Origin of the sequence: Microcoleus sp. K5-D4, from assembly GCF_036704575.1 — a bacterium.
Lineage (GTDB): Bacteria > Cyanobacteriota > Cyanobacteriia > Cyanobacteriales > Microcoleaceae > Microcoleus.
Genome location: NZ_JAUBSD010000098.1, coordinates 5,507 through 28,264, shown reverse-complemented (window position 1 = coordinate 28,264; position 22,758 = coordinate 5,507). Strand labels below are relative to the sequence as shown.

Annotated in this window: 19 protein-coding genes and 1 pseudogene; 7 read left to right on the top strand and 13 right to left on the bottom strand. The window is 46.1% G+C overall.

What is annotated here, in order from left to right; genetic code table 11:
- Positions 1-112: 112 nt before the first annotated feature.
- Complete coding sequence (locus QUA77_RS24300; protein ID WP_333453023.1) at positions 113-1,954, top strand: CHAT domain-containing protein; 1,842 nt, start codon at positions 113-115, stop codon at positions 1,952-1,954.
- A 212-nt stretch (positions 1,955-2,166) separates the two neighbouring features.
- Here QUA77_RS24300 and xseB read toward each other — a convergent pair whose 3' ends face one another.
- A complete protein-coding gene (gene xseB, locus QUA77_RS24295) occupies positions 2,167-2,394 on the bottom strand; it encodes an exodeoxyribonuclease VII small subunit (RefSeq protein ID WP_333046043.1) in 228 nt (75 codons plus the stop codon).
- Positions 2,391-3,560: an exodeoxyribonuclease VII large subunit gene (gene xseA / locus QUA77_RS24290; RefSeq protein WP_333453021.1), complete on the bottom strand. Its 1,170-nt coding sequence runs from the start codon at positions 3,558-3,560 to the stop codon at positions 2,391-2,393. The genes xseB and xseA overlap by 4 nt, the downstream gene beginning before the upstream one ends.
- Before the next feature lie 236 nt (positions 3,561-3,796).
- Here xseA and QUA77_RS24285 point away from each other — a divergent pair, with 236 nt between their 5' ends.
- Positions 3,797-4,531: a hypothetical protein gene (locus QUA77_RS24285; protein WP_333453019.1), complete on the top strand. Its 735-nt coding sequence runs from the start codon at positions 3,797-3,799 to the stop codon at positions 4,529-4,531.
- Here the strand turns inward: QUA77_RS24285 and gmk are convergent.
- From gmk to QUA77_RS24265, 4 genes are all read right to left on the bottom strand, one after another.
- Positions 4,528-5,097, bottom strand: a complete 570-nt coding sequence (gmk, locus tag QUA77_RS24280) for a guanylate kinase (protein WP_333039760.1) — start codon at positions 5,095-5,097, stop codon at positions 4,528-4,530. The genes QUA77_RS24285 and gmk overlap by 4 nt on opposite strands.
- A 78-nt stretch (positions 5,098-5,175) precedes the next feature.
- A complete protein-coding gene (gene remA, locus QUA77_RS24275) occupies positions 5,176-5,442 on the bottom strand; it encodes an extracellular matrix/biofilm regulator RemA (RefSeq protein ID WP_006632566.1) in 267 nt (88 codons plus the stop codon).
- A gap of 1,090 nt (positions 5,443-6,532) precedes the next feature.
- The gene (locus QUA77_RS24270) at positions 6,533-8,635 is read right to left on the bottom strand and encodes a M3 family metallopeptidase (protein WP_333453017.1); all 2,103 of its coding nucleotides are present in this window, start codon (positions 8,633-8,635) and stop codon (positions 6,533-6,535) included.
- A 164-nt stretch (positions 8,636-8,799) separates the two neighbouring features.
- Positions 8,800-9,636, bottom strand: coding sequence for a hypothetical protein (locus tag QUA77_RS24265; protein ID WP_333039765.1), 837 nt, complete (start codon positions 9,634-9,636; stop codon positions 8,800-8,802).
- Between the two features lie 144 nt (positions 9,637-9,780).
- On the opposite strand from QUA77_RS24265, the gene QUA77_RS24260 reads away from it, so the two are divergent.
- Positions 9,781-9,909: a hypothetical protein gene (locus tag QUA77_RS24260; RefSeq protein ID WP_333039767.1), complete on the top strand. Its 129-nt coding sequence runs from the start codon at positions 9,781-9,783 to the stop codon at positions 9,907-9,909.
- 177 nt (positions 9,910-10,086) lie between these two features.
- Positions 10,087-10,221, top strand: coding sequence for a hypothetical protein (locus QUA77_RS24255; RefSeq protein WP_333062699.1), 135 nt, complete (start codon positions 10,087-10,089; stop codon positions 10,219-10,221).
- A 112-nt stretch (positions 10,222-10,333) separates the two neighbouring features.
- Here QUA77_RS24255 and QUA77_RS24250 read toward each other — a convergent pair whose 3' ends face one another.
- The 7 genes and pseudogenes from QUA77_RS24250 to QUA77_RS24220 form a co-directional block, all read right to left on the bottom strand.
- Positions 10,334-10,525 carry a hypothetical protein gene (locus tag QUA77_RS24250; protein WP_333453014.1) on the bottom strand — a complete coding sequence of 64 codons (192 nt, stop codon included), beginning with the start codon at positions 10,523-10,525 and terminating at the stop codon, positions 10,334-10,336.
- 86 nt (positions 10,526-10,611) lie between these two features.
- Positions 10,612-10,872, bottom strand: a pseudogene (locus tag QUA77_RS24245) (IS1 family transposase); the annotation flags it as partial.
- A 38-nt stretch (positions 10,873-10,910) separates the two neighbouring features.
- Positions 10,911-11,204, bottom strand: coding sequence for a TIGR03792 family protein (locus QUA77_RS24240; protein WP_333453012.1), 294 nt, complete (start codon positions 11,202-11,204; stop codon positions 10,911-10,913).
- A gap of 26 nt (positions 11,205-11,230) precedes the next feature.
- Positions 11,231-13,441 (bottom strand): PAS domain S-box protein, encoded by a 2,211-nt coding sequence (locus tag QUA77_RS24235; RefSeq protein WP_333453011.1) that lies wholly within the window; start codon positions 13,439-13,441, stop codon positions 11,231-11,233.
- Between the two features lie 589 nt (positions 13,442-14,030).
- The gene (locus QUA77_RS24230; protein ID WP_333038783.1) at positions 14,031-15,239 is read right to left on the bottom strand and encodes an AAA family ATPase; all 1,209 of its coding nucleotides are present in this window, start codon (positions 15,237-15,239) and stop codon (positions 14,031-14,033) included.
- A 71-nt stretch (positions 15,240-15,310) separates the two neighbouring features.
- Positions 15,311-15,856: an RNA 2'-phosphotransferase gene (locus QUA77_RS24225; protein ID WP_333038781.1), complete on the bottom strand. Its 546-nt coding sequence runs from the start codon at positions 15,854-15,856 to the stop codon at positions 15,311-15,313.
- A gap of 322 nt (positions 15,857-16,178) precedes the next feature.
- The gene (locus QUA77_RS24220) at positions 16,179-16,862 is read right to left on the bottom strand and encodes a class I SAM-dependent methyltransferase (protein ID WP_333038779.1); all 684 of its coding nucleotides are present in this window, start codon (positions 16,860-16,862) and stop codon (positions 16,179-16,181) included.
- A gap of 516 nt (positions 16,863-17,378) precedes the next feature.
- On the opposite strand from QUA77_RS24220, the gene QUA77_RS24215 reads away from it, so the two are divergent.
- From QUA77_RS24215 to QUA77_RS24205, 3 genes are all read left to right on the top strand, one after another.
- Positions 17,379-20,249: a diguanylate cyclase gene (locus QUA77_RS24215; protein ID WP_333453008.1), complete on the top strand. Its 2,871-nt coding sequence runs from the start codon at positions 17,379-17,381 to the stop codon at positions 20,247-20,249.
- Between the two features lie 169 nt (positions 20,250-20,418).
- Positions 20,419-21,897 (top strand): DUF6745 domain-containing protein, encoded by a 1,479-nt coding sequence (locus QUA77_RS24210; protein ID WP_333453006.1) that lies wholly within the window; start codon positions 20,419-20,421, stop codon positions 21,895-21,897.
- 58 nt (positions 21,898-21,955) lie between these two features.
- The coding region (locus QUA77_RS24205) for a leucine-rich repeat domain-containing protein (RefSeq protein WP_333453005.1) at positions 21,956-22,758 on the top strand (803 nt) is incomplete at its 3' end.

The window sequence follows — 22,758 nt, the reverse complement described above, 5'->3', positions numbered from 1 at the left end:
TTCGTAATTCATATTATTCAGCTAATTTTTTCTTTTATTTTACTAGAGCGCTCGCACTTTCGCAAGAGGTCTATTAGAAATTCACACTCCTACGGCTTTCCCTTTAGACTGCTTGCAATCAGGTAGAAACCTCGGCAATACCGCTTTCACTGCTGGTTTTTGGGATATCGCCCGGGAAGGATTCGAGAAAGCAATTCAAGCAGTAGAAAAAAGCAGAAGTTGGGCAACTTCCGACGATATCCGCCAGCAGATTTTAGCAGAATCGATCGATGTTTACGAAAAGGCAATTCAAGCTTGCGTCAACAGCAACCAACTGGAAAAAGCCATAGAATATTGTGACCGAACCCGTGCTCAGCGGTTAGTCGATTTAATGCACAGCAATGATTTGTATGCTAGCAGCGAAATTCCACCCGCAGTGCAAAAGTATTTGCAGGAATTTGAGGCGAAGCAGCGGGAAATTGACGCAGAAGTTGAACAACTCCGCAAACCTTCTGAAGGCAATAAAGAATTAGCCAGTGTGGGGAGTCAGTCGCGCAGTCGGGCGGATACTTCTGCTTACACGGAGAAGATTCAAGAATTGGAAAGGGAGAAACAGGAAATCTGGGAAAATATTCGCAGTTTAGATCCAGTTTTAGCGGGACAAGTTCAAGTCGATCCGATGCAGTTTGCGGCGATGCAGCAATTGATTGACAATTCGCAGACGGCGATTCTCTGTTTTTATACCACGACTGATGACACTCATGTTTTTGTGATTTACAAGGATAAAGCGCCGCAGATTCACACTTGTCAGGGAGAGGGTTGGGGAAATTTTCAGAAGTGGATTTTTGAGAGTTGGTTGTCGCCTTATTTGCTGGATCGGAAAATTTGGCAACAGGGGATGGGTGAGTTTTTGTCTCAGTTGTCGCAGCGGTTGAAAGTTGATGAGTTGATTGGTAATTGTTTGGATGGAATTGAGGAATTGATTGTGATTCCGCATCTGTTTTTGCATCAGATTCCGCTGGCGGCTTTGCCGATTGATGGAAACCCTTTCCTCGGAGATAAATTCCTGCTACGTTATGTTCCCAGTTGTCGAATTTTGGAGTATTGCAGTCAACGTCCCACCATTGAATCGCCCAAATACGGTATTGTGGAAAATGCCACGGATGACTTGTACTTCACTCCTTTCGAGTGCGAACAAATTGCCCAAATTGTTAGCATTTCCGCCGAAGAACGCTTAATAGGAAGTCAACAAGCTAAAGTTGCCGCCTATCGAAACCTGATCCAAAAAGTGAATGTACTGCACTCCAGCCACCACGCTGTCTCGCGTTTGGACAATCCTTTAGAATCGCGCTTGTTTTTAGGAGATGGAAGTATCACGTTAGGGGAATTGATGACTCCTGGTTGGCGCTTGCCGCAGTTATCGGATGTGTTTATGTCTTGCTGCGAAACTAATTTAGGAGTGACGGAAATTACCGATAATCTGCTTAGTTTGGGTACGGGTTTTTTGTGTGCGGGGGCGCGCAGTGTGGTCAGCACTTTGTGGGCTGTGGATGATTTTGCTACTTCGCTGTTTTCGATTTTTTACTATCAGTATCGTCGAGAAGGTTTGAGCCGTCCAGAGGCTTTGCGGCGGGCGCAGGTGCGGTTGCGGAAGATTTCGGGGGCGGAGTTGCAGGGGCTTTATCAATCGCAAATCGATCCGCTGCTTCAAACAATTATTGAGAAGTTAGAGGGGGAATTGGCTGCGGTTAAAAAGGAAAAGGAGGAGTTAAAATTGCGGCAGAAACCCTACAAGAGGGGGACGGATGAGTTTAAGGAGTTGGATAAGAAGTTGAAAAAAATAGTGAAGCAGGAGAATCAGATTCAGGAACGGAAGAAAGGATATGAAAGTTTAGTAAAAATTCTTTACACTATGTTAAATCCTTTTGATGATTTGATTTATTGGTCGGGGTTTATTTGTCAGGGTTTGCATTGATTTGTGGTGTTTCATCGTGTCAACAAACACGTCTGACACACATTCTGGCGGGGGTTGAAACCCCCACCTCATAGCGAAAGTCCTCTAAAGAGGACTCATGAATTTAACAGTCCTCTTCAGAGGACTTTCGCTATGAGACAGGGAATTAATTCCCTGTCGGACTTTCGGCAAAACGCGCTATTTCATCCACATTAATCCGAGTTTATCTCCGGTTAAAAATCCGGTTCCGCAGCCAAAAGCTCGATCGACAAATCCATCTGTTCCTTCCCCCGCGCCAAAAACCTTTCGCACTCCTGCCAACACTCGACAGCCACCCCAAACTGCTCGAAAACCTCCTCTAGAGGCAACTCTCCCGATTCCACCCGATCGATAATCGCTTCAATTCGATCGACCGTTTCCTCATAATTCCAGTCAGACTGGCGCAACTGCGAATCAATCATAACTTTTCTTCTGCATCCAATACTTCTACAATCTTAACTTTCAGCACTCCCCGACTCAACCTCACAGTCAATTCCTCTCCCAATTCCAAACCGTCAGTTGTGCGGACGATCGTACCGTCACTTTGGATTACCGCCGCATAACCCCTTTGCAATACCGCTGCCGGATTCAGTGCGGATAACTTTTCTTGCAATACTTCCAGTTTACCAGTTGCTTGCCGCAAAGTTCGGGATGTCGCAGGCAAACGTTTTAATCGGTTTTGTAACAGTTGCAAATGTTCTTCTTCTGTCTGAAATCTTGCCCGCACAGCGTGGGCTAAATTGACCATTCGCTGCTTGTGTTCAAAGTAAAGATCTGCTAAAATTGGTACCGCTTGAGCGGCCGCAGCAGTCGGAGTATGGGCTCGTTTATCTGCTACTAAATCGGCGAGAGATTCGTCTCTTTCATGCCCGATACCTGTAATAATTGGAATCGCACAATTCGCGATCGCCCTGACAACTCTCTCATCATTAAAACAAGCCAAATCTTCCGCAGAACCGCCGCCCCGCCCTAAAATGATCACATCCGCCCTACCGTCCAATTCTACACGGGCGATCGCCCTAGCAATGGCAGCAGCAGCCAATTCTCCCTGCACTCCTGTCGGCGACAGCAACACCCGCAAACCGGGATATCTTTGGGCTAGAGTGCGCTGAATGTCTCCCCAAGCAGCGCCAGTATCGGATGTCACCACGGCCACAATTTGCGGGTGTGCGGGAATGGGGCGCTTTCGGGCGGGATCGAAGAAACCCTCAGCATCCAAGCGCGATCGCAATTGCTGCAACCGCAAAGCCTGCAATCCTTCCCCAGCCGGTAGCGATTGCACAACTGTCAACTGGTACTCGCCGCGATTTTTGTAAACCCGGATGCTTCCCAAAACCAGCAACTGTTCCCCTTTTTCCGGGATTTGCACCAATTTTTGCCGCTGAGAATTCCACACCACGCAGCGAATCGCAGCGCTTTTGTCAGTGTCGCACAGAGTGAAAAAGCAGCCGCTGGGGTGGTGCGAAACGTTCGACACCTCGCCTGTCAGCCAAACTGATTGCAGGTTGCGATCGCCCTCCAACAACTCTTGCAGGTATGATGTTAGTCCAGCAACAGATAAAGCTGTATCGGGAAGAATTGAAGTCATCCAATTTTAGATTTTAGATTTGAGATTTGAGATTTAGGCTACTATCAATGCTTCGGACAGTGTGTGATTGCCAAGCGTAAAATAAGGGTTTCAGGGCGAGTGCAGAATCCACTTGCTAACGGAAAATCAAGGGTTTCCGAGTAGGATCTCAAAATAGTCCGGACTATTGTAGTATATCTAAGGTAATTTATTTGTAGGCTGAGCGGGCAATCGTAATTTTAACTGCAAACAAACTAATGATATCAGATACAATGACTTCGATGAATGTGCTGCGCCAAGAGGCGGCGGCGATCGGCATTACTGAGGAAGAAGCCAGAAAATATGGCGACCTCCGGCATAAAAGAACTTGGTCTTTGGCGATCGAACATCACCTCTCAATGCAAGATTTTGCCGATCGCATAGAACAATCCTTCACAACTTCCGAACCCGATTCCTCCAGCGCACTCAATCACTCTCAGACTGCGGAGTCTAAAGACTATGGTATTCAGCTAACAGCGAACCTAGGCGAATCTAGAGTAACCAGGGAGAACCAAACAGCCTCTGTTGCTTCGCCACAACAGCCAGCAGAAGAAATCGGGCGATCGCACACACATTCCGACCACCGCAGCAACCAAAACCGAGGTTTTAAACAAGTAGTTCAAAATCATATTAAAGCATTAACAATTGCATCCACCTCCCGCACAACTCTGCCGCATTCACAACTGGGCAACTGGGTTTGTCCTGAGTGTGGGTCGGAGGGCGAATTGGGATGTTACCTCTGCGCCGGAGAAGGCAATGTAGGGGACATTGCAGCTATTGGCTGGACGCTAGCTTATATGGAAATGTTGGGCTGTTCTGCTCGCGAAATTGAACCGTTGAGAAAAATTTCGCCTTCATCGAATATTCTGGAATTGAATTTAAAAGTTTGTGTTGCTATCAAACAAAGTAGCGAAGTTTTAGCCAGGACGGAGAAATGGGTAATTAGTCATTAGTTACCTGAAAGCTCAACCAAATTAAGTATTGATTCTAGCTTTTTCAAAGCAACTTCCAAATCATCATTAACAACTTGGAAATCGAATTCCCCAGCAGCTTCAATTTCCTCTTTAGCCCGCACCAACCGACGGGCGATCGCAGTTTCGGAATCTTGACCCCGACTCCGCAGCCGCCGCTCCAATTCTTCCCAAGAAGGAGGTAAAATAAAAATTCGCAGCGCCTCTGCAAACTTATTCCTAATTTGCCTAGCCCCTTCCAACTCTATTTCGAGGATTACCCATTTTCCCTCACCAATTCCTTGCTTGAGACCAAAATAAGGAGTACCGTAAAAATTACCGGCAAACTGGGCCCATTCCGCCAACTCTCCAGCCTCAACCATTTGTTCAAAGCGGCTGCGGCTGACAAAATAGTAGTGCTGTCCCTCAATTTCTCCCTCACGGGGCGATCGAGTTGTCACGGATACCGAAAGATACAATTCGGGATGGCGATTGAGGAGCGATCGTACTAAGGTGCCTTTCCCCACACCGCTAGGCCCCGTCAGAACAATTAATTTACCAGATTTCATTTTTAGAATAGAAACGTGTAACAATTTAAGTTTCCGCTTACTTTAGACCGTAAGCGCTCAAATTGCAACTGACCAACCTCAATCATCCCGACCTTGACCGTCTTTGCTAATCACAAAACGATTAGCAACCGTTTCCGGCTGAATCGCCGAGAGGATGACGTGACTCGAATCTGTAATAATTACCGCTCTCGTGCGGCGCCCGTAAGTTGCGTCTACCAGTTGTCCCCGCTCCCGCGCATCAGTAATAATCCGCTTAATTGGCGCTGACTCGGGACTGACAATGGCAATCACTCGATTAGCAGACACAATGTTACCAAAACCGATATTAATTAATTGAATATCCATGAAATTCTTAATCTGTAGGTGAACGATTGACTATCAATCCTTACTTTTGATCATATAATATACAAAGATTTTTTCTGATAATCCTCAAATTAATCCCAACTAAGTTTTTTAGTTTCTACCTAAAATTTTCACCCTTTTGACGCCTAGTACCCCGTGCTTTATCAAAAATTTAAAAAAGACTCGCTGTTGCCACTCTATCTTAAAGATTCGGTAAAAGCGTCGATTTTTATTTGCAAATAAAAGCATTAGCTGTATAAAGAAAACAACCCGTAAATGTTGCGAAATATAAATTTAATTTCCGCCAGATGTAATTCAAGTATAATCAGTGCTCAATAACAGTAAATATTCCCAAATCGAAGTCTATACTAACAGTATTGAGACTGATGCTGCTTTGAGGAGCTTTCCAACCTCAACTAAAAGCTGCTGGCGAGCGCACTTTCTGCCCAATTTTTACCCAAAGATTGGCGATGATGTGCCAAACTACAGATGTTTATTGCATGAGGTTCTACAATAAAATGGGTTGGTAGTGAAAATTTTAGTTTGATTAAAATTAATAAAAAAACTGTGTGTCCAATTATCAATTTTCTAACAATGGAACTTACGAAAAAAGTTGTTTTACGCATGAATTATAGTTTGTTCCCGGTTGATGAAGTGTAGTGACAAAGGCTTTCGCCTTGTCCCTACTGGGAACGAATGATCTGTTGTGTGCTTCATAAACCTGGAATCTGCTCGATAGCGGTAAGACTTCATGCACACCGCACCCTAGACATACAGGATCTGCCTAAATCTTGTTGTAAGGATTCAGGTCACTGAACTCCTTGCTGGGCAAAGACTTTAGATATGGAGCTTGATACTAAATCAATCTCTATTCTCAATAAACCACGAAAAACTGTCACTTCTCCTCGTTTATTGACAATTAACCACGAAAGACAAAAACCCTTATTTTGCCCTAAAACCCTTGCCAGACAAGCGTTGGAGCCGCAAGTTTTTAGACCTGAATCCTTACATCTTGTTTAACAAAAAACAGGGATTAATGCAGATAAATTCACCCGCATTAATCCCCAGTTATTCCACAGTAGATTATGCCAGATTAAGCCGCTACTAAACCGCTGTGTCTCAACAAAGCTTTAGTGCTCGGTTCGCGTCCCCGGAAAGTTTTAAACACTTCCATCGGGTGCAAACTGCCGCCCAATCCTAACACTGTATCTCGGAAGCGCTTACCTGTAGAGGCGATCGCACTTTCATCTTCCAAACCCGCTTCCTCAAACGCCGCAAAAGCATCAGCGCTGAGCACTTCCGCCCATTTATAACTGTAATACCCCGCCGCATAGCCGCCCGCAAAAATGTGTCCGAAAGCGCACAAAAATGCGTCTTCTTCCAGAGGAGGTAAAACAGTCGTAGTTTTAGCGATACGGTTGCGGACATCTGCCACAGTTTCGCTGCCGCCCGATCGATAGCGGTGGTGCAATTCGATGTCAACGCTGCTAAAATGTACTTGCCTGAGCATGACGGTGCCGCTCATGTAGTGGCGCGCTGCTAGCAGTTTTTGGTAGTAGTGTTCCGGCAAAGTTTCTCCGGTTTCGTAATGCTTTGCCATCCCGAACAAAGTCGCGCGATCATAACACCAATTTTCCATAAATTGACTGGGCAATTCCACGGCATCCCACTCAACATTATTGATGCCCGAAGCCCCCGGATAGTCTACCGTTGTCAGCATATGCTGCAAACCGTGACCGAATTCGTGAAACAAAGTTTCGACTTCCAAGAAAGTCATTAAACTCGGTTTCCCGTCAACCGGAGGACTTTGGTTGCACACCAAATAAGCCACCGGCAACCGTGTTGTTGTCTTTCCGGCTTCCACAAATTTAGCGCGCACTACGCACTCGTCCATCCAAGCACCGCCGCGCTTTTCCTCGGGGCGGCTGTAGGGGTCTAAATAGAAATTGGCGATCGTATTTCCTGCTTCGTCATCTATTTGGAAATAGCGCACATCTTTGTGCCACACAGGAGTTTGACCGTCCGCCGCAGTTACTGTCACGCCGAACAGCCGGTTTACTAATCCAAATAACCCCTCTAATACCTGTGGCAAAGCAAAATAAGGGCGCAATTCTTCGGCACTAAAAGCAAACTTTTCTTCCCGGCGCCGTTCCGACCAAAAACCAATATCCCAGTGCTTCAAATCTCCAGCTTCCGCCGCGCCTTTTTCGGCAGCAAAAGCTTTCAATTCTTCTAAATCTTTGACAGCAGCATCATAACTAGCCTGGCGCAATTCTTCTAACAAAGCTTCCACTGCTGTCACGTCGGGAGCCATTTTGCTCGCCAAGCTCAATTCGGCATAACTGCTAAACCCGAGCAAAGCAGCTTTTTCCTGGCGCAAAGCTAAAATGCGATCGGTCAACGGCCAGTTATTCAATTCTCCGCTACTTGCTCTGCCGATAAAAGCTTTGTACAACTTTTCGCGCAATTGGCGGCGGGTGCTGTGCTGCATGAAAGGGCCGTAACTGGGAAAGTCTAAAGTAATCCGCCAAGGGCCGTTTTCGGCATCCGCATTTTCTTCGCCGGCGCTGCGAGCGGCTTGAGCTGCTAAACTCAACAAACTCGGCGGCAAACCGTCAATTTCGTCTTTGTTTGTGAGGGTGATGCTGAATGCTTTGGTAGCGTCTAGGACGTGATTGGAAAATTGGGTAGTAATTTCGGCCAATTCTAATTGAATGGCATTAAAACGATCTTTTTGCTCGCCTTCTAAACCGACGCCGGAGAGTTGGGCGTCTCGGAGAGCGGCTTCGACAATTCGCTTTTGAGCTGACTCTAAGCTGTCCCAATTTTCGCTTGCCCGCAGCGCTTTAAAAGCTTCATAAAGCGGTTTGCTTTGACTGAGCTTGCTCCAAAATTTTACTACTTCCGGCTGTACTGTTTCGTGAGCCGATCGCAGTTCCGGGCTATTTTTCACACCCATCAAATGTCCGACAATGCTCCAGCTCCAATTTAAACGCTCTCCGAGTCGCTGCAATGGTTCTACTAAGCCGCTCCAAGTCGGTTCTACAGAGGATTCTAAGTCAGCTAGCGAGGCTTCTAGTTCGGTCAGTAGTTGGGTAACAGCGGGGACTACGTGTTCTGGTTTGATCGCGTCAAATGGAGGCAATCCTTGACCGATTAGTAACGGGTTATCAGCAATAGTTACGGTTGCAGTCATTGATTTTTCTTGTAACAGGTTGAAAACAGGTGAACTAGACAGATTAGCTTTTAATCTTTTAACACAGTTGTCGAAAAAGTAGGACTCTATCGGGCGTGAGTCGCAGAATCTCAGAGTCGAAAAATCTTCCTTCTGACTGATGACTAATGACTGCTGACTAATGACTACTGCCGATTCTCTGGTGTGTGCTGCAACTCCTTGACAACCGAGATTAAGCGCTTGAGGTGAGGTTTGACAACTTCTTGCTGCTCGTGTTCTAAACGGTGGATTTGAGCTTGGACGATCGACAAATCAGCAGTCGATTGGTGCGCGGGAGCTTGCAGTTGGCTTTGCAAATTGGCCATGACTTTCTGGATTTCCAAAAATCGAGTATTTACTACTTCCCAGTCGTCTCTGGTGATAGAAGTTTCTGTCAAGCCTTGCGTCGCGCTTTGCAGTTGCTCTATAGCCTGTTCCACAGCTTGGAGATTCGCCCGTTGGCCAACCGATAAATCTTGCAGTTGTTCGCTCACCTGCTGGCGGACATCGAGCACAGCAGACGCCACGATTTCTTGCAAAGAAGCTACCGACTCTCCTAAACTCAGCAACTGCCGCTGAATGTCGAGAGAATCCTCAAAGCCCTCAGCCCTAGGCATTGCCGCCATTTGCTGGCGCAGCGCTGCAATATCTGCAGACAACTGCCTGCGTAATTTAACAATTACCGTCACCGCCGTTTTTTCGACTTTATTGACAGACTTTTGGACTTGGGCCATTTCCGAATGTTGATGCACCCGCACTTGCTGCTCGAACCGATACCGGTTAGCAACATTCAGCGACAAAGCCAAGGTTAGGGGAGCCACCCCGTAAAAAGCTTGACCCGACACAGCCACCGCGAGGGAACCCACACCAGAGGCCGCCAGAGAGGCGTACTCTGCCAGCTCCAGCCAGTGCCTTTGAGGAAAACTTGGTCTCAAGTGGTTTGCAACAGAGGGTTTTGGCTTCCGCACGGCTCTTTGGGTCATAGTATTTGCTCGTTGTTGGTAAGGTTGCGAGATTGGGTGGAGCATCGATTTATATCCTTTTTTCAGTTATATGTTTTAGATTATTTCTTGGCACTCTTCTATTTTTACCTTTGTGAGTAAGTTAAGGATGACTGCCATATTATTATGTATTTGGGATCTGACGGCGATCGCGCCCAATTCCGGCTGTTAAAAGGTTCGCCCCAACGCGCCCTCTATTTTACAGGACGCGGGCGCGATCGGGTTCGGGCGATCAACAATAGCTGTCCAGGCTAACCGAAAAATGCCTAAGACTATTTGAGATTTTAGATTTTAGATTAAAAGTTAACAAAAGGCGACCTACTGAGGATGATCGTCGTTTGGAGGTTGTCGGGAGTTGCCTTTTTGTTCGCGCATTGGTATAATCTACTCTTTCTCAATTGACCCTCTAAAATTTACTGCCAAAATTGACCAATGAACTCAGAAAAACCCGGAATTGGCGATCGGCTAAAGTCTATTTTCAGTATCGCCATCTTTATCATTCTCGTACTCGCAGTAGGCTTTTTAAGCGTGAATTTTATTTCCGCTCTCTATGCAAAATTTTCTTAAAATTAGGACTTACGCATGGGGTTCATAAACCTAGTTTTTTTACAAAAATACTGCGTCGCAGCCAGCCGAATCGGTAAAAAACACGGTTTTTTTGGTATTTATGCGTCCCGGACTAATTTGGTGATAACCCTTTGATATATGGCTTCTGTACAGGTGGCAAAGTGTAAAGACTTTCCTGTTTTTCGAGCAAGCCGCGCTGCGATATAGATTGCAATGCGTTTAGCAAATCTGATGATGATATTTGTCCGTTTTGTACCAATTTGGCGAAGTTGACTGGCTGGTTTTCTGTGGCCAACAATGACATGACTTGTTTTTCTAGTTCGGAAGTGGGTAGTCCTGGATAGTCATGAAAAAATAAGGCTTTCACTCTCTAGATAAACAGGCGTTATACTAATGAATAAAATACCCGATTGCTCCAATATGATTGGAGAGCTTTTAGAAAAGGAAAAAGTTTTTCTGACTCAACGAGATATTCTTTGTCTCATCGTATTGTTAAATCTTTCTATATAGGAAGTTTAGCCACTTTCCTTGACTACTGATTGGTGTCTCTTTTTTGGAAAAACTCTCTGATAAGCACTCCAAAAGTCGGTGAATAAACAAGCACCTTGACTCTGGAACTGTCGGTAGAGAATCCCACAATCCTTGAGTTCCTAAATGGTGACTAATGGCTAATGACTGATGACTGAGGACTAATGCAAAAACTTGCGGACTTGATATTCGCGACTTTCGGCGATCGCAATTTGCAAATCGCCCATTTTGGCATCCAACTCCTCGATTGTGCTTTGTGGCACAGACTTCCACTTCTCCCTAGTTTCCCAGCGAATCAACATCACCACCTCATTTTCCACCGGATCTACCCAAATTTCTTTGCCTAAAAAACCGTCCCAACTTTTTAGTCCCGCCGTCCAAACTTCCCGATCTCGCTGAATAAACTGCTCCCACTTTTCTTGAGGTACTTTAAATTTTAGCCACTCAATTACCATCTTATTTCCTATTTGTAAATAGCTAATTAATCCTTGCCGATCGCAATCTTAATGATCAACTCCGTTCCCTCTCCCGGACGCGAAACACAGTGCAACTTACCGCCGTGCTTTTCTACTACTAAATGTTGGGATATTGCTAGACCCAAACCAGTGCTCGTGTCTGGACATTTAGTGGTAAACAAAGGGTCAAAGATGCAGTCTAGGACTTCTTCAGTCATCCCAGGGCCGTTGTCACTAATGGCGATCGCAACTTCGTTTTCCCCTACCACAGAAGTCCGAATCCGAATTTCTGGATTGAATACTTCAGCTCTCGACCTGCCTGAAGACAAGTAAGACTGATTTTGAATTTTACCATACTTTTCGGGATTTCTCCCCCCTTCTTCCAAAGCGTCGATCGCATTTGTCAACAAGTGCATGAACACTTGGTTTAAGTGTCCCGCATAGCAGTGAACTCGCGGCAAATTTCCGTACTCTTTAACTAGAGAAATCCCCGGTCGTCCCCCTTTAGCTTGCAGGCGATTTTGCAAGATCAGCAAAGTGCTGTCCAAACCTTCGTGGATATCAGCAGGCTTCATTTGGGCTTCGTCGGTACGCGAGAACAAGCGGAGCGATCGCACGACATCGCGAATCCTTTCGGAACCCACTTTCATTGAATTTAGCAGTTTTGGCAAGTCTCTTTTGATGAAGTCTAAGTCTAATTCCTCCATCAAATCTTGAATTTCCGGCACGGGATGGGGATAATTCTTTTGGTAAAGGTCGATCGCTCGCAGCAGTTCTTGAATGTAGCCAGTGGCATGGCTGACATTGCCGGAGATAAAACTAACTGGATTATTAATTTCGTGCGCTATTCCTGCTACCAACTGCCCCAGAGATGACATCTTTTCTGTTTGAATCAGTTGAGTTTGAGTTTGCTGCAAAATTAACAGCGTCTGCTCTAATTTAGCCGCTTGTTGTCGCAGGCGTTCTTCTGATTCTTGCAAAGCTAAAAGTGACTGTTTGCTTTCTGTAATATCCAACCCCACAAATACCGCCGCCGTATTGTTATGGTATTTTTGAGCCACTATTAGATAAGTTTTATTTTCTCCTCTAATGCTCGCTGTTACTTCTTGAGATGTTTTCTTTTTATGGTTGGCAAAGAACTCGTATACTAAATCGTTAAATTTGGGACTTGTCTCTAAAAAACCTACTTTTTGACCGAAAAATAGTTCTGCGGGCATTTTGTAAGCGCTAGCTAAATGTCGATTTACTCCCAAATAGCGCAAATCGGAACTTACCCAAGAAACTAATCCCGGCACCGCGTCCAAAACGGCTTGAAGTTGCTCTTTAGCCTCTACGAGCGCTGATTCTGCTGCGAGGCGAGCAGAAATATCGCGGGCGATCGCGCAGCGGTATTCGCAGCCGCCGTATTCTAAATAATTGACTTTAACTTCGACGGAAAAACTGGCGCCGTCTTTGGTTTTGTAACTGGTTTCAAAAGTGAGGTTGGTTTGCTGCTTGAGTTGAGCCCAGTGTTCTCGCCAATCCGATGCTGGCAAATGCGAATCGATGTCGCTAACCCTCATGTTTAGCAGTTCCGATTCCGAGTAGCCGAAAAGATGGCAAGCGGCTTTGTTCGCGTAGCAAATTTGACCGTCGGAGGTACTAAAAAAGATTGTATCAGCAGCATTTTCGAGGGCAATTTGAGTTAGTTGTGGTATTGTTCCTAACTGCTTGCTTTTGACCTCGGACTGAAATTTATTAGAGCAATTGGTTTGAGCGGGAGCCTCACCTATCTTAGATGCCAACAAAATCAAACCGCCGATCGCACCTTCGCTATTTTTCCAAGGCTGAAATACCCATCTTACCGACTCGCTGACAGAGCCACTTGCGGTTTTTCCTGATACAGATGCGAGCGATCGCCCTGCCACAAACTCGCTGTATTCCAAAACTCCCGTCAAACAAGCCTGGGCATTTTGCTCCCAATATTCCGGGAGATTCGGGAACAGTTCCCAATGAGATCGGCCGATCGCCTCGCCGTCGCCCAACCCGCAATCTGTTTCCCAGCGACGAGAAACCGACAGATAGCGCATTTCACAATCTACCATTGCCACGGCTTCGGCGGAGCGCTCCACAAACCGCCGAAATCTGTCTTTACTCTCGGACACGGTTGCCTCTGCGGGTTGTTGGGCGATCGGGAAAGTCCCGTCAACGTACCTTCCCAGTCCCTGACTTTTTTGCTGAACTGGCTTAGTTTGCACGGTTTGGGATTTCCTCCATAGCTGTCAAGTTTGAAAAATTCTGTTTGAGACCAAAAATGCTGTTTTTCCCTGATTTGCTCTCTCGGACGATACCCTTAGAGGGTATCACCCATCATTGATATCATTTTTGATGGGGATATGTCTATAGGCATTAGTGTCAATTTAAGACCAAAGCTAGTGCCCGGTTGCTGTTTGACGATTAGGCATAGATCGCGCTGGCGCCCCCCGAATAATAGTCGGAGGGGACTGGAGTGATCTCTTGTCTCCCCCGACTATTCCGGGGCGCAAGAGGGCAGCGAGACTAGGCAAAAAACGAGAGATAAAAAGGGTTTTAGGCGATAATTGACCGCAATGGTCTAGAGGTACCCAAGAAAGTTTCCCCCACACTTTGATATTCAGAAGATTTCCTGGTGATTGTTCGGTATTTTATACAAGTCCCCAAAAGAATGCAACTGTATGCCCGCGATCCAAATCATGAGCTTCTTCAGTCATTCCCAATTCTTTCATTGAAAATCCCACATCGAACATGGTATGAGATCATCGTGTAGCCAGTGCGATCGCCAGATAGCTTGAGAATGCAAGAGAGCGCTCAAACAAATTTGTGCGTAAATTCACTGGTAAAATCCACTCTTCCTTTCCGTAACATTGCAGGATCTAATCTTTCAGTGGTGTTGCAAGTCATCAAAACTACGAGTTTTTGCTGAAATTGAATGCCGTGTTCGTCGATGACGCTTTGATACAAAGTTCCATCCAGCAAACTCAAAATGTGTTCAGTTTTGTTAGTGCGTTGGGCTTCTGCAGTCGATCGATCTTGAGCCAAATTATCAGCCTCATTGATAATAATACAAATCCGCTCTAAATAACTCGGTGGCACAAAATTTTCCACAGCATCGTGATCTAAGATAAAAATTACATAACCCAGCGGCACTAAAATTTCCTTTGCTACCGCTTGCGTCCAAGCAGTTTTGCCCGTACCCGGTTCGCCACTAACCAAAACAGCCAACTGATTTTGATCCAAAATTGCCTGCTGAACAGTATCCGTAAAACTTTGAACCTCCGCAGAAAACGTGCGAATTGGGAACTGGCTGTGAACCTGTCCGACGCGGCTTTTGTACCCGCCCAGAATCACCGCTAAATTATAAGTTGCCTTGCTAACGAGTGGCGCAATATCTTGGCTAATTAGAGTGTAGCAGCGTCTTCCCCTGTCGTAGCTGTCAATTTGTAGCCAGCAGCCGAATCGATCCCAAGAAGCATAAACAGTACCCAAAACTTCCAAGCGTTCCCAGCTAACAAATCGCTCCGGGGGATAAGAAAAATGTCGCTCCATAAAAGACTGGGTAATTGTATCGGGTTTCCCTAGCAAAGCCAGAACTTTGAAAACAGTAATTTCTTGGAGTTTGTTGAGAACGTAGTCGATGGGAATGCTAGCGCGGCTGACCAATTGCACCACAGGCGTTTCGGTAACTAAAACGTCTTTGTAGCGGTAATCCGGGTAAACAGGCTGCGGAGTAATGTAATCCCAAAATTCATCAATTTCGTAGCGAGTATTTTCCGAAAATACATTTAAAATATTGGCCCACCAAGTATATTGGTGTCGTCCCATTGCGTCGGCAATATCGCTAGCTGCACCTAAAGTTTTTTGAGCTAGTTCTTGGGGGTCGCTAGACGCTAAATGTACCAGGTGTTCCCAATCAAATTGACGATAAAAAGGTCGCCAACCCGAGCCTAGCAGACCTCTATTTTGAGAATTGTTTTGATGAAAATTGTTTTCGCGATCGCCCATATCTTCCGCACTCATTTTGCAAAACTCCTACTTACTCTTATTTTACAGTTTTTGTGCTACACATTCTACAAAAAAACTGAAATTTATCAACTTATTTTTAGATAAGCGGGCGGCACAAAATCTACTAACCAAACTTTGTTTTCCGAGCAGTAAAATGTATGACCATCGCGTTGCATAGCTGCGGCATCTACAGTAAAGACTGCCGGGATGCCATGTCTTGCACCTACTTGGCGCGCCGTCTGGATATTTACGGACAAATGAACATGATGCCGCGACATTTTCCTAATTCCTTGACTGAGAATAGACTCGACGGCAGTGCTACCTGTTCCGTGATATAAAATATCCGGGGGAACAGCGGGTTCTAACTGCAAGTCAACCTCTACTGTGTGTCCTTGGTTGGCACGAATTAGAGTGCCTGTGGAGTCAAAAGAAAAGCGCTGTTTGTCGTTTTGCGCGACTACTTTTTTGAGTTCTGCAAGCTGAACTGGAAAGTTATTTTTTTGGCACGCATCGAGGAGTTCGCTAACAGGAATCCAGCCACCGGGAGCGAGTTCAATGCCGATGCACCCGGGGGCGTGACGCAGGTGTTTGCTGAGATATCGGCTGATTTTTACTAATCGAGAATCGTTCATACTTTTACTTTATTTATTCAGATTTTAAATCACCTTTTAGCAAATGTCAGTTGCGGGTTATATCGTCGGGTGGGAGCGGGTTTATTGAATATGTTTGCACTGCCAGAGGACTCTTGAGTGAACCCGCTCTTACAGGTTTTCGGAAAATGATTCCTGGACGTAGAAAATGGTCTTACGCGCGAATTATAGCGGGAAAGCTCGCCCTTCAGCACCTACAAAATTAGGTTCTACCTCCGGGAATCAAAAAGTGTTTGAGCGGCGATTTTTCACGAGCTTTATATTTTTATAATTAGCAAAAACTCGGCATTCTGTCTAATGCCTTCTACCTTGGGATAACTCCGCCAAAAATAGCAAAGTTGAGATAGCGCCAGTGACATCCTACGTCGGCAAAACCAGCTTCTGCAAGCCACTTTGTCTGCTCTTCCACAGAGGAGGGAATATCTTCTTCTTGATATTTTTGAAACCAGGCTGCATCGTCCTCTCCGTTAGCTTTCATGTACTGCCGCCACAACTGTTCGTATTGCTCAGTCAGCCGGGGAGTAGCACCTGTCACAATATCTCGAATTAGCAAGATTCCCCCGGGATTCATCGAGTGGAAAAGTTTGTGAAATAGCTGTTGTTTGCCTGGGCTGTCGAGGTGGTGGATTGCCAAGCCTGAAACTACCAAATCGTAACCGCTGCCGAAATCATCTTCGGCAAAGTTTCCTTGCTGCAAGGTCAGCCGTTCTCGGAAAGCGGACAAGTTAGTTTGGCAAGTTTTCAGCATATTTTGGGCCATGTCAAAGGCTAGGACTTTTGCTTGAGGAAATGCTGACAGAATCACAGCCGACAGTATGCCAGTTCCCGCGCCTAAATCCAGAACTTTTATGTTACCCTTAGTTTCAGAAGGGATTAACTGCAATATTACATCGTGTTGCTCGCCATAGCGCGGAATGAGGCGGGGAATTAAGCCGTCATAATCAAAGGCTCTTTGTTCAAATTGCTCGCGTACAGCGTCTAAATTCACAGACGATTTTCCTCAAATTGTTAATAGTTGAGTGCGTCAAGGCAGTTTGCCGGTTATCTTCTCGGAAACCATATTACATTTGATAATACAAAAAATATACAGAGCTGTCAAGATATTGAAGAAAATAATTTAAAAGAAGTTACGGACGATCGCCAGACACGGACTTTGTGCGCCTTAACAGGCCCGTGATTTGGGAACTGTCTAGCCCTGCACATATATCTCCTTCAGTGCAGATGAGGCAGATTGTCACAGACCCGAAAGCCTGCTGAAGACGAGACTTTGTGCCAGATAGTAGGAGTATTTGTGAGAAAAAAGTTGACGGTTATGATACCAGTTTCAAACAAGAATGCAACTGTCGGTGTGTGATCGACACCATAAATTTCTCAGTAATTCCCCCTAGTAAAAGAGAAAAGATAAAAGATAAAAAGGAATCAGCCAGCAGCCGATGATCGGCTAGATATGAAAAAATCAGTCCTCAGATTGACAAACTTTAGGCAACTATAAACAAAAATTGAGTTGACTCCCGAGTGGATGTGGTACCTGCCAATTTTTCAGGAAGATGAAGAGATACAAAATATTACACCCGCCAGTGCGGGAAAGAAAATTGTGATAATGAATCAGGATGCGAGTAGATTAGGTGTCAGCCGTCAGGGGAAAATAGAAGCAATGGAAATCCAACAACGGAGTAAGGATAAGCCCGATCGCCAGCAACACAACGCGCCCGATCGGCTCGGTCAATTTTCTACGACAAAAGAACTAGATTGGTCGCTACAAGAATGTTTAGATTTTAAAACAGCGCTCGACCGATCGGCACTGGCGCTGAGGACTGACGCGCGAGGAATTATCAACTATGCCAGCGAACGAGTTTGCTCCATCTCCAACTATTCCCAGGCCGAACTAATCGGCTCCCACTTCGGCATCCTCCATTCGGAATATAAATCTTCGGAATTAATCAAAAATCTGCTGTCAACTGTTGCCAAAGGTGAAGTTTGGCAAGGAGACATTAAGAATAAAGCCAAGAATGGAACTGATTATTGGGTGTACGCAACAGTAGTTCCACTGTTGGACTGTAAGGGAAAACCGTGTCAGTATTTGGCGATCGGATTCGACATCACCGATCGCAAAGCCGTTGAAGCAGCCCAAGCCGAAGCCAACCGGGCAAAAGACGAATTTCTGGCGATCGCTTCCCACGAACTGCGATCGCCCCTGAGTGCGATTTTGGGATGGGCGCAGTTAGCTCGATCGCGCAATTTAAACGAAGCCACCACTAACCGCGCTTTGGAAATCATCGAGCGCAACGCCAAATTACAAAACCGTCAAATAGACAATCTCCTCGACCTCTCGCGGTTGCTGCGGGGGAAAGTGTGCCTCAACATCGGCCCAGTTCACCTCCCGTCTATCATAGAATCTGCGATCGACACCCTCCGTCCCGCCGCCGATGCTAAAAACCTCCGCCTAGAAAAACATTTCGACCCCGCCGTCAGCTACGTTTTGGCAGATGCAGAACGGTTGCAGCAAGTAGTCTGGAACCTCCTAGCCAACGCCATCAAATTCACCCCAGAATCGACACCATACCCAGTTCAAGTGCGGATCAAGCCTACTGAGTCGGGCGTGTTGATTAGGGTCACCGACAGCGGTTGCGGCATCGACCCCAAATTTTTGCCGCACATCTTTGACTACTTCCGCCCTGCAGACAGCTTCCAGAACAAGGAACAAAATCGGCTTGGGCTCGGGCTCTCAATTGTGCGACAGTTGGTGGAACTGCACGGGGGAAGTGTTTGGGCTTCGAGTCCCGGCCTCGGTCAGGGGGCGACCTTTGGGGTACTGCTACCGAGCGCCAATAAAAATGCACCCGACGATCGCAGCAGTGCGATCGCCCAAAAGGAAAGCAAACCCGGATCGGTTTCCAAACCCCTAGCGGGAAAGGAAGTCCTGGTGGTGGAAAGCAGCGCCGAAATCCGGCAATTTCTCAAAACTGGCCTCGAAGCATTTGGAGCCAAGGTAATAGCGGTGGGTAGCGCCTGCGAAGCGATGGCCGAGTTGCAACAGTCGCGACCCGACGTGTTGGTGAGCGATATGACGGTATCGGGAGCCGACGGCTGCGATTTGATCCGCCGCATCAGAGCAATGGAAATGTCCGAGCACAGGGAACTGCTGCCGGCCGTGGCGCTGACTGGAGGTATTGAGGAAGAAGATTCGGCCGAAGCGCTGGAGGCGGGGTTTCAGAGGCATTTGTCGAAGCCGGTGGAAGCGAATCAGTTGGTGAGCGCGATCGCCCAATTGGCTGGACTGACGGGGTTCGGCTCTGGAGAGTGGGGTTCGGGAAATGTCCGGGGGACTACACCCCAGGCTGCGCTGCCGAAACCTAACAGTTTTGACGACAAAAATCATCTGGAAGAATTAACAAGTGACAGCCGAGAATTACCGCTGTTGCTGGTAGTAGAAGACAACAATTTTCTGCTGGCTTACCTCCAAACTTTATTAAGTCCGTACTATCGAGTCGCCGTCGCGAGTGACGGGGTTGAAGGTTTAGAAAAAGCCAAAAGTTTGCAGCCAAATTTGATTGTTAGCGACCAAGTTATGCCCAGACAAAACGGCCTGGATTTGCTCAAGGAGATTCGGAACACGCCAGAATTGAAATCTACTCCGGTAATCTTTTTGACAGCCCGATCGGGGATGGAATCTCGGATCGAAAGTTTGGATGCGGGTGCTGACGATTATATTTCAAAGCCTTTTGACGATAGGGAATTGCTCGCGAGGGTGAGAAATTTGTTGCGCTCGCACTCAGCCGAACAGCAGTTGGCGGAACTCAACCGTCAGTTGCTGCAGCAGAAACAGCAGTTAGAAACAGTGAATCGAGCCTTGCATTATTTGGCAAATTACGACAGTTTGACTGAGGTAAGAAACCGCCACTCTTTTAATGAATACCTTGATACGGAATGGCGGCGTTTGGCGAGGGAAGAAGCACCGCTGTCTTTAATTATGTGCGACATTGATTATTTCAAACTTTACAACGACACTTATGGTCACCAAGCGGGGGATGAATGTTTGCGGCAAGTGGCGGCGGTGATCCAGCATTCGGTAAAGCGAGCGGCAGATTTAGTCGCGCGTTACGGTGGAGAAGAATTTGTAGTAGTTTTGCCGAATACGGATATTGAAGGTGCGACTTGCGTAGCTGAAATGATCGCACAACAGGTGCGGGGTTTGCACATAGCTCACGCTAAGTCTGCTGTCAGCGAATATGTGACGCTGAGTTTGGGTGTAGCTTGCTGCATTCCGGAAACGAAGTCGCAGCCGGGGGAGCTAATTGCGATCGCCGACGAGTCGCTTTATCGAGCGAAAGAAGCAGGGCGCGATCGAGTTTCGGTTGCCGCATTTCAAGGATAATAGTCATTAGTCCAGAGAAATTGATTGTAGTCTCGCTCGCGATCGGCAGTGGCGATGAGCATTCGCGATCGGCACTCCGAAAAATATTATTCCCATGCAAGCAGAAAGGATACGATCCTAGTTTGACAAAAAATTCTCATTTTTCCAACAAATTAAGGATAATATTGCCATGTCAGAACCCCAGCAAAATCCCGCAGAATTCAGCAGCTTTTCCGATTGGTGCTTGCACAAAGACAGTCTTTCAAAAGAAGCAAGATCCACAGTTGAGGTGCTGTTAAAGAAAGCTGGCACTTCTGACATTAATGAAGCGAACCGGATACTGTCAAGTAAGAGTTATCTGAATCTCGACAGAAATCAAATATCAGACATCACACCCCTGCAATTTCTCACTGGTTTGACTTATCTGTCTCTGGGCTACAATCAAATATCAGACATCACACCCCTGCAATTTCTCACTGGTTTGACTTATCTGTGGCTGGAAAACAATCTAATATCAGACATCACACCACTGCAATCGTGCGCGGGTTTGACTCATCTGAATCTAGAAAACAATCTAATATCAGACCTGACACCCCTGCAATCATGCCCGGGTTTGATGAAAGTGAGAGTAAGCTTTACACCCGAACTGAAGGCTCTCATGAAAACCAGTCGTCAAAAGTGGGAAACTCTCTCCAACGCTACTGCACCCATAAATCGTCCCAAAGCCTCAGCAGCCGTTAAAGCTGCCTGCGAAGCGCTGGGTTTAGAAGCCCCTGAAATAAATTTTTGCGGTAGTCCCTTCGGGGCATTAGCGCAATTACAAATGCAGAAAGAGTCGAAGGACACTGATTTTATCCTGCGACTTAACAAACATATCCAATGGGCGTGCCCCTTTGAGCTTAAAGATCCGGAGCAGCCCCTTGATTTGAAATACTTAGAGTGGGAATTTGGTAGGTTTATGAGATGGGAGGAACACCTAAGCCAAAAATTGAACTCAGACTTTTCCAACAATCGGAAATTCTCAAGGTCAATAGTTAGTCCGGCATTTGCGCTTGATGCTCTCGCTCTTGCTGAATTCTGTGTTGCTGGCTTGGGCATGGTGCTCAAACCAGAGGCACAAAAAGCTTTTGAATGCCTCAAACAGCTTCTAGTAGAATGCGCCTGGATTTTTGTGTTTGAGAATGTCTGGATTATGTGCGATCGCCCGACGAAACTCTCCCTCGACAGCGAATATCGATTGCACGCAGAAGGAGAAGCGGCGATCGAATTTAGCGACGGTTACAAACTCTACTCTTACCACGGCGTAACCTTGCCCGAAAAATACCGACAAATTAACCCCAATCAGTGGCAAGCACAATGGCTTTTAGAAGAAGAAAATGCTGAACTCAGGCGAGTCTTAATTCAGGGAATTGGTTACGGGAGAATTTGCCAAGAATTGCAAGCCACAGAATTAGATTTCTGGCAAGAATATACCCTGCTAAGGATTGATGCTTATATTGACGGCTTCGCTCCCCAGAAAAAAGAGCCAATTTACTTATTAAAAATGACTTGTCCGAGCACCGGATTCATTCACGCTTTGCGGGTTCCGCCTGAGATCCAATCTGCAAGGGAAGCGATTCGCTGGGTAAATTGGGACATCGACTCAGAGGAGTTTTCGGCGCAAACTTGAAACTCTCCCAACCCTTTTCAACAACTCGTGTCATATTCTCCTAATTTCCCACAATTTTATGTCAGAACAACAGCCAAATCCCGAAGAATTCAGCAGCTTTGCCGATTGGTGCTTGCACAAAGACAGCCTTTCAGACGGAGCAAGACATACAGTTGAGCTGCTGTTAAAGAAATCTGGCACTTCTGAGATTAATCAAGCGAACCAGATACTGTCAAGTAGGAATGAGCTGGGACTATCCGACAGTCAAATATCAGATATCACACCCCTGCAATCTCTGACTAATTTGACTTATCTGTGGCTGCACAACAATCAAATATCAGACATCACACCCCTGCGATCGTGCGCGGGTTTGACTTATCTGTGGCTGCACAACAATCAAATATCAGACATCACACCCCTGCAATCTCTGACTAATTTGACAGAGCTGCCTCTGGAAAACAATCAAATATCAGATATCACACCCCTGCAATCTCTGACTAATTTGACTTGTCTGGGTCTGGACTGCAATAACATATCAGACATCACGCCCCTGCAATCTCTGACTAATTTGAAGTGGCTGTATCTGAGCTACAATCAAATATCAGACATCACGCCCCTGCAATCTCTAACTAATTTGACTAGACTGTGGATGTACAACAATCAAATATCAGACATCACACCCCTGCAATCTCTGACTAATTTGACAGAGCTGTGGATGTACAACAATCAAATATCAGACATCACACCCCTGCAATCTCTGACTAATTTGACAGAGCTGTGGCTGTACAACAATCAAATATCAGACATCACACCCCTGCAATCTCTGACTAATTTAAGTGATTTGCGTCTGAACAACAATCAAATATCAGACATCACACCCCT

What these genes read in the sequence shown, in the direction of transcription:
- QUA77_RS24225 (WP_333038781.1), bottom strand. Translation starts at nt 15,856, where the DNA reads ATGAACGATTCTCGATTAGTAAAAATCAGCCGATATCTCAGCAAACAC.
- QUA77_RS24285 (WP_333453019.1), top strand. Translation starts at nt 3,797, where the DNA reads ATGATATCAGATACAATGACTTCGATGAATGTGCTGCGCCAAGAGGCG.
- QUA77_RS24260 (WP_333039767.1), top strand. Translation starts at nt 9,781, where the DNA reads ATGTATTTGGGATCTGACGGCGATCGCGCCCAATTCCGGCTGTTAAAA.
- QUA77_RS24265 (WP_333039765.1), bottom strand. Translation starts at nt 9,636, where the DNA reads ATGACCCAAAGAGCCGTGCGGAAGCCAAAACCCTCTGTTGCAAACCAC.
- QUA77_RS24210 (WP_333453006.1), top strand. Translation starts at nt 20,419, where the DNA reads ATGTCAGAACCCCAGCAAAATCCCGCAGAATTCAGCAGCTTTTCCGAT.
- QUA77_RS24230 (WP_333038783.1), bottom strand. Translation starts at nt 15,239, where the DNA reads ATGAGTGCGGAAGATATGGGCGATCGCGAAAACAATTTTCATCAAAAC.
- remA (WP_006632566.1), bottom strand. Translation starts at nt 5,442, where the DNA reads ATGGATATTCAATTAATTAATATCGGTTTTGGTAACATTGTGTCTGCT.
- QUA77_RS24250 (WP_333453014.1), bottom strand. Translation starts at nt 10,525, where the DNA reads ATGTCATTGTTGGCCACAGAAAACCAGCCAGTCAACTTCGCCAAATTG.
- QUA77_RS24255 (WP_333062699.1), top strand. Translation starts at nt 10,087, where the DNA reads ATGAACTCAGAAAAACCCGGAATTGGCGATCGGCTAAAGTCTATTTTC.
- QUA77_RS24240 (WP_333453012.1), bottom strand. Translation starts at nt 11,204, where the DNA reads ATGGTAATTGAGTGGCTAAAATTTAAAGTACCTCAAGAAAAGTGGGAG.
- gmk (WP_333039760.1), bottom strand. Translation starts at nt 5,097, where the DNA reads ATGAAATCTGGTAAATTAATTGTTCTGACGGGGCCTAGCGGTGTGGGG.
- xseB (WP_333046043.1), bottom strand. Translation starts at nt 2,394, where the DNA reads ATGATTGATTCGCAGTTGCGCCAGTCTGACTGGAATTATGAGGAAACG.
- QUA77_RS24270 (WP_333453017.1), bottom strand. Translation starts at nt 8,635, where the DNA reads ATGACTGCAACCGTAACTATTGCTGATAACCCGTTACTAATCGGTCAA.
- xseA (WP_333453021.1), bottom strand. Translation starts at nt 3,560, where the DNA reads ATGACTTCAATTCTTCCCGATACAGCTTTATCTGTTGCTGGACTAACA.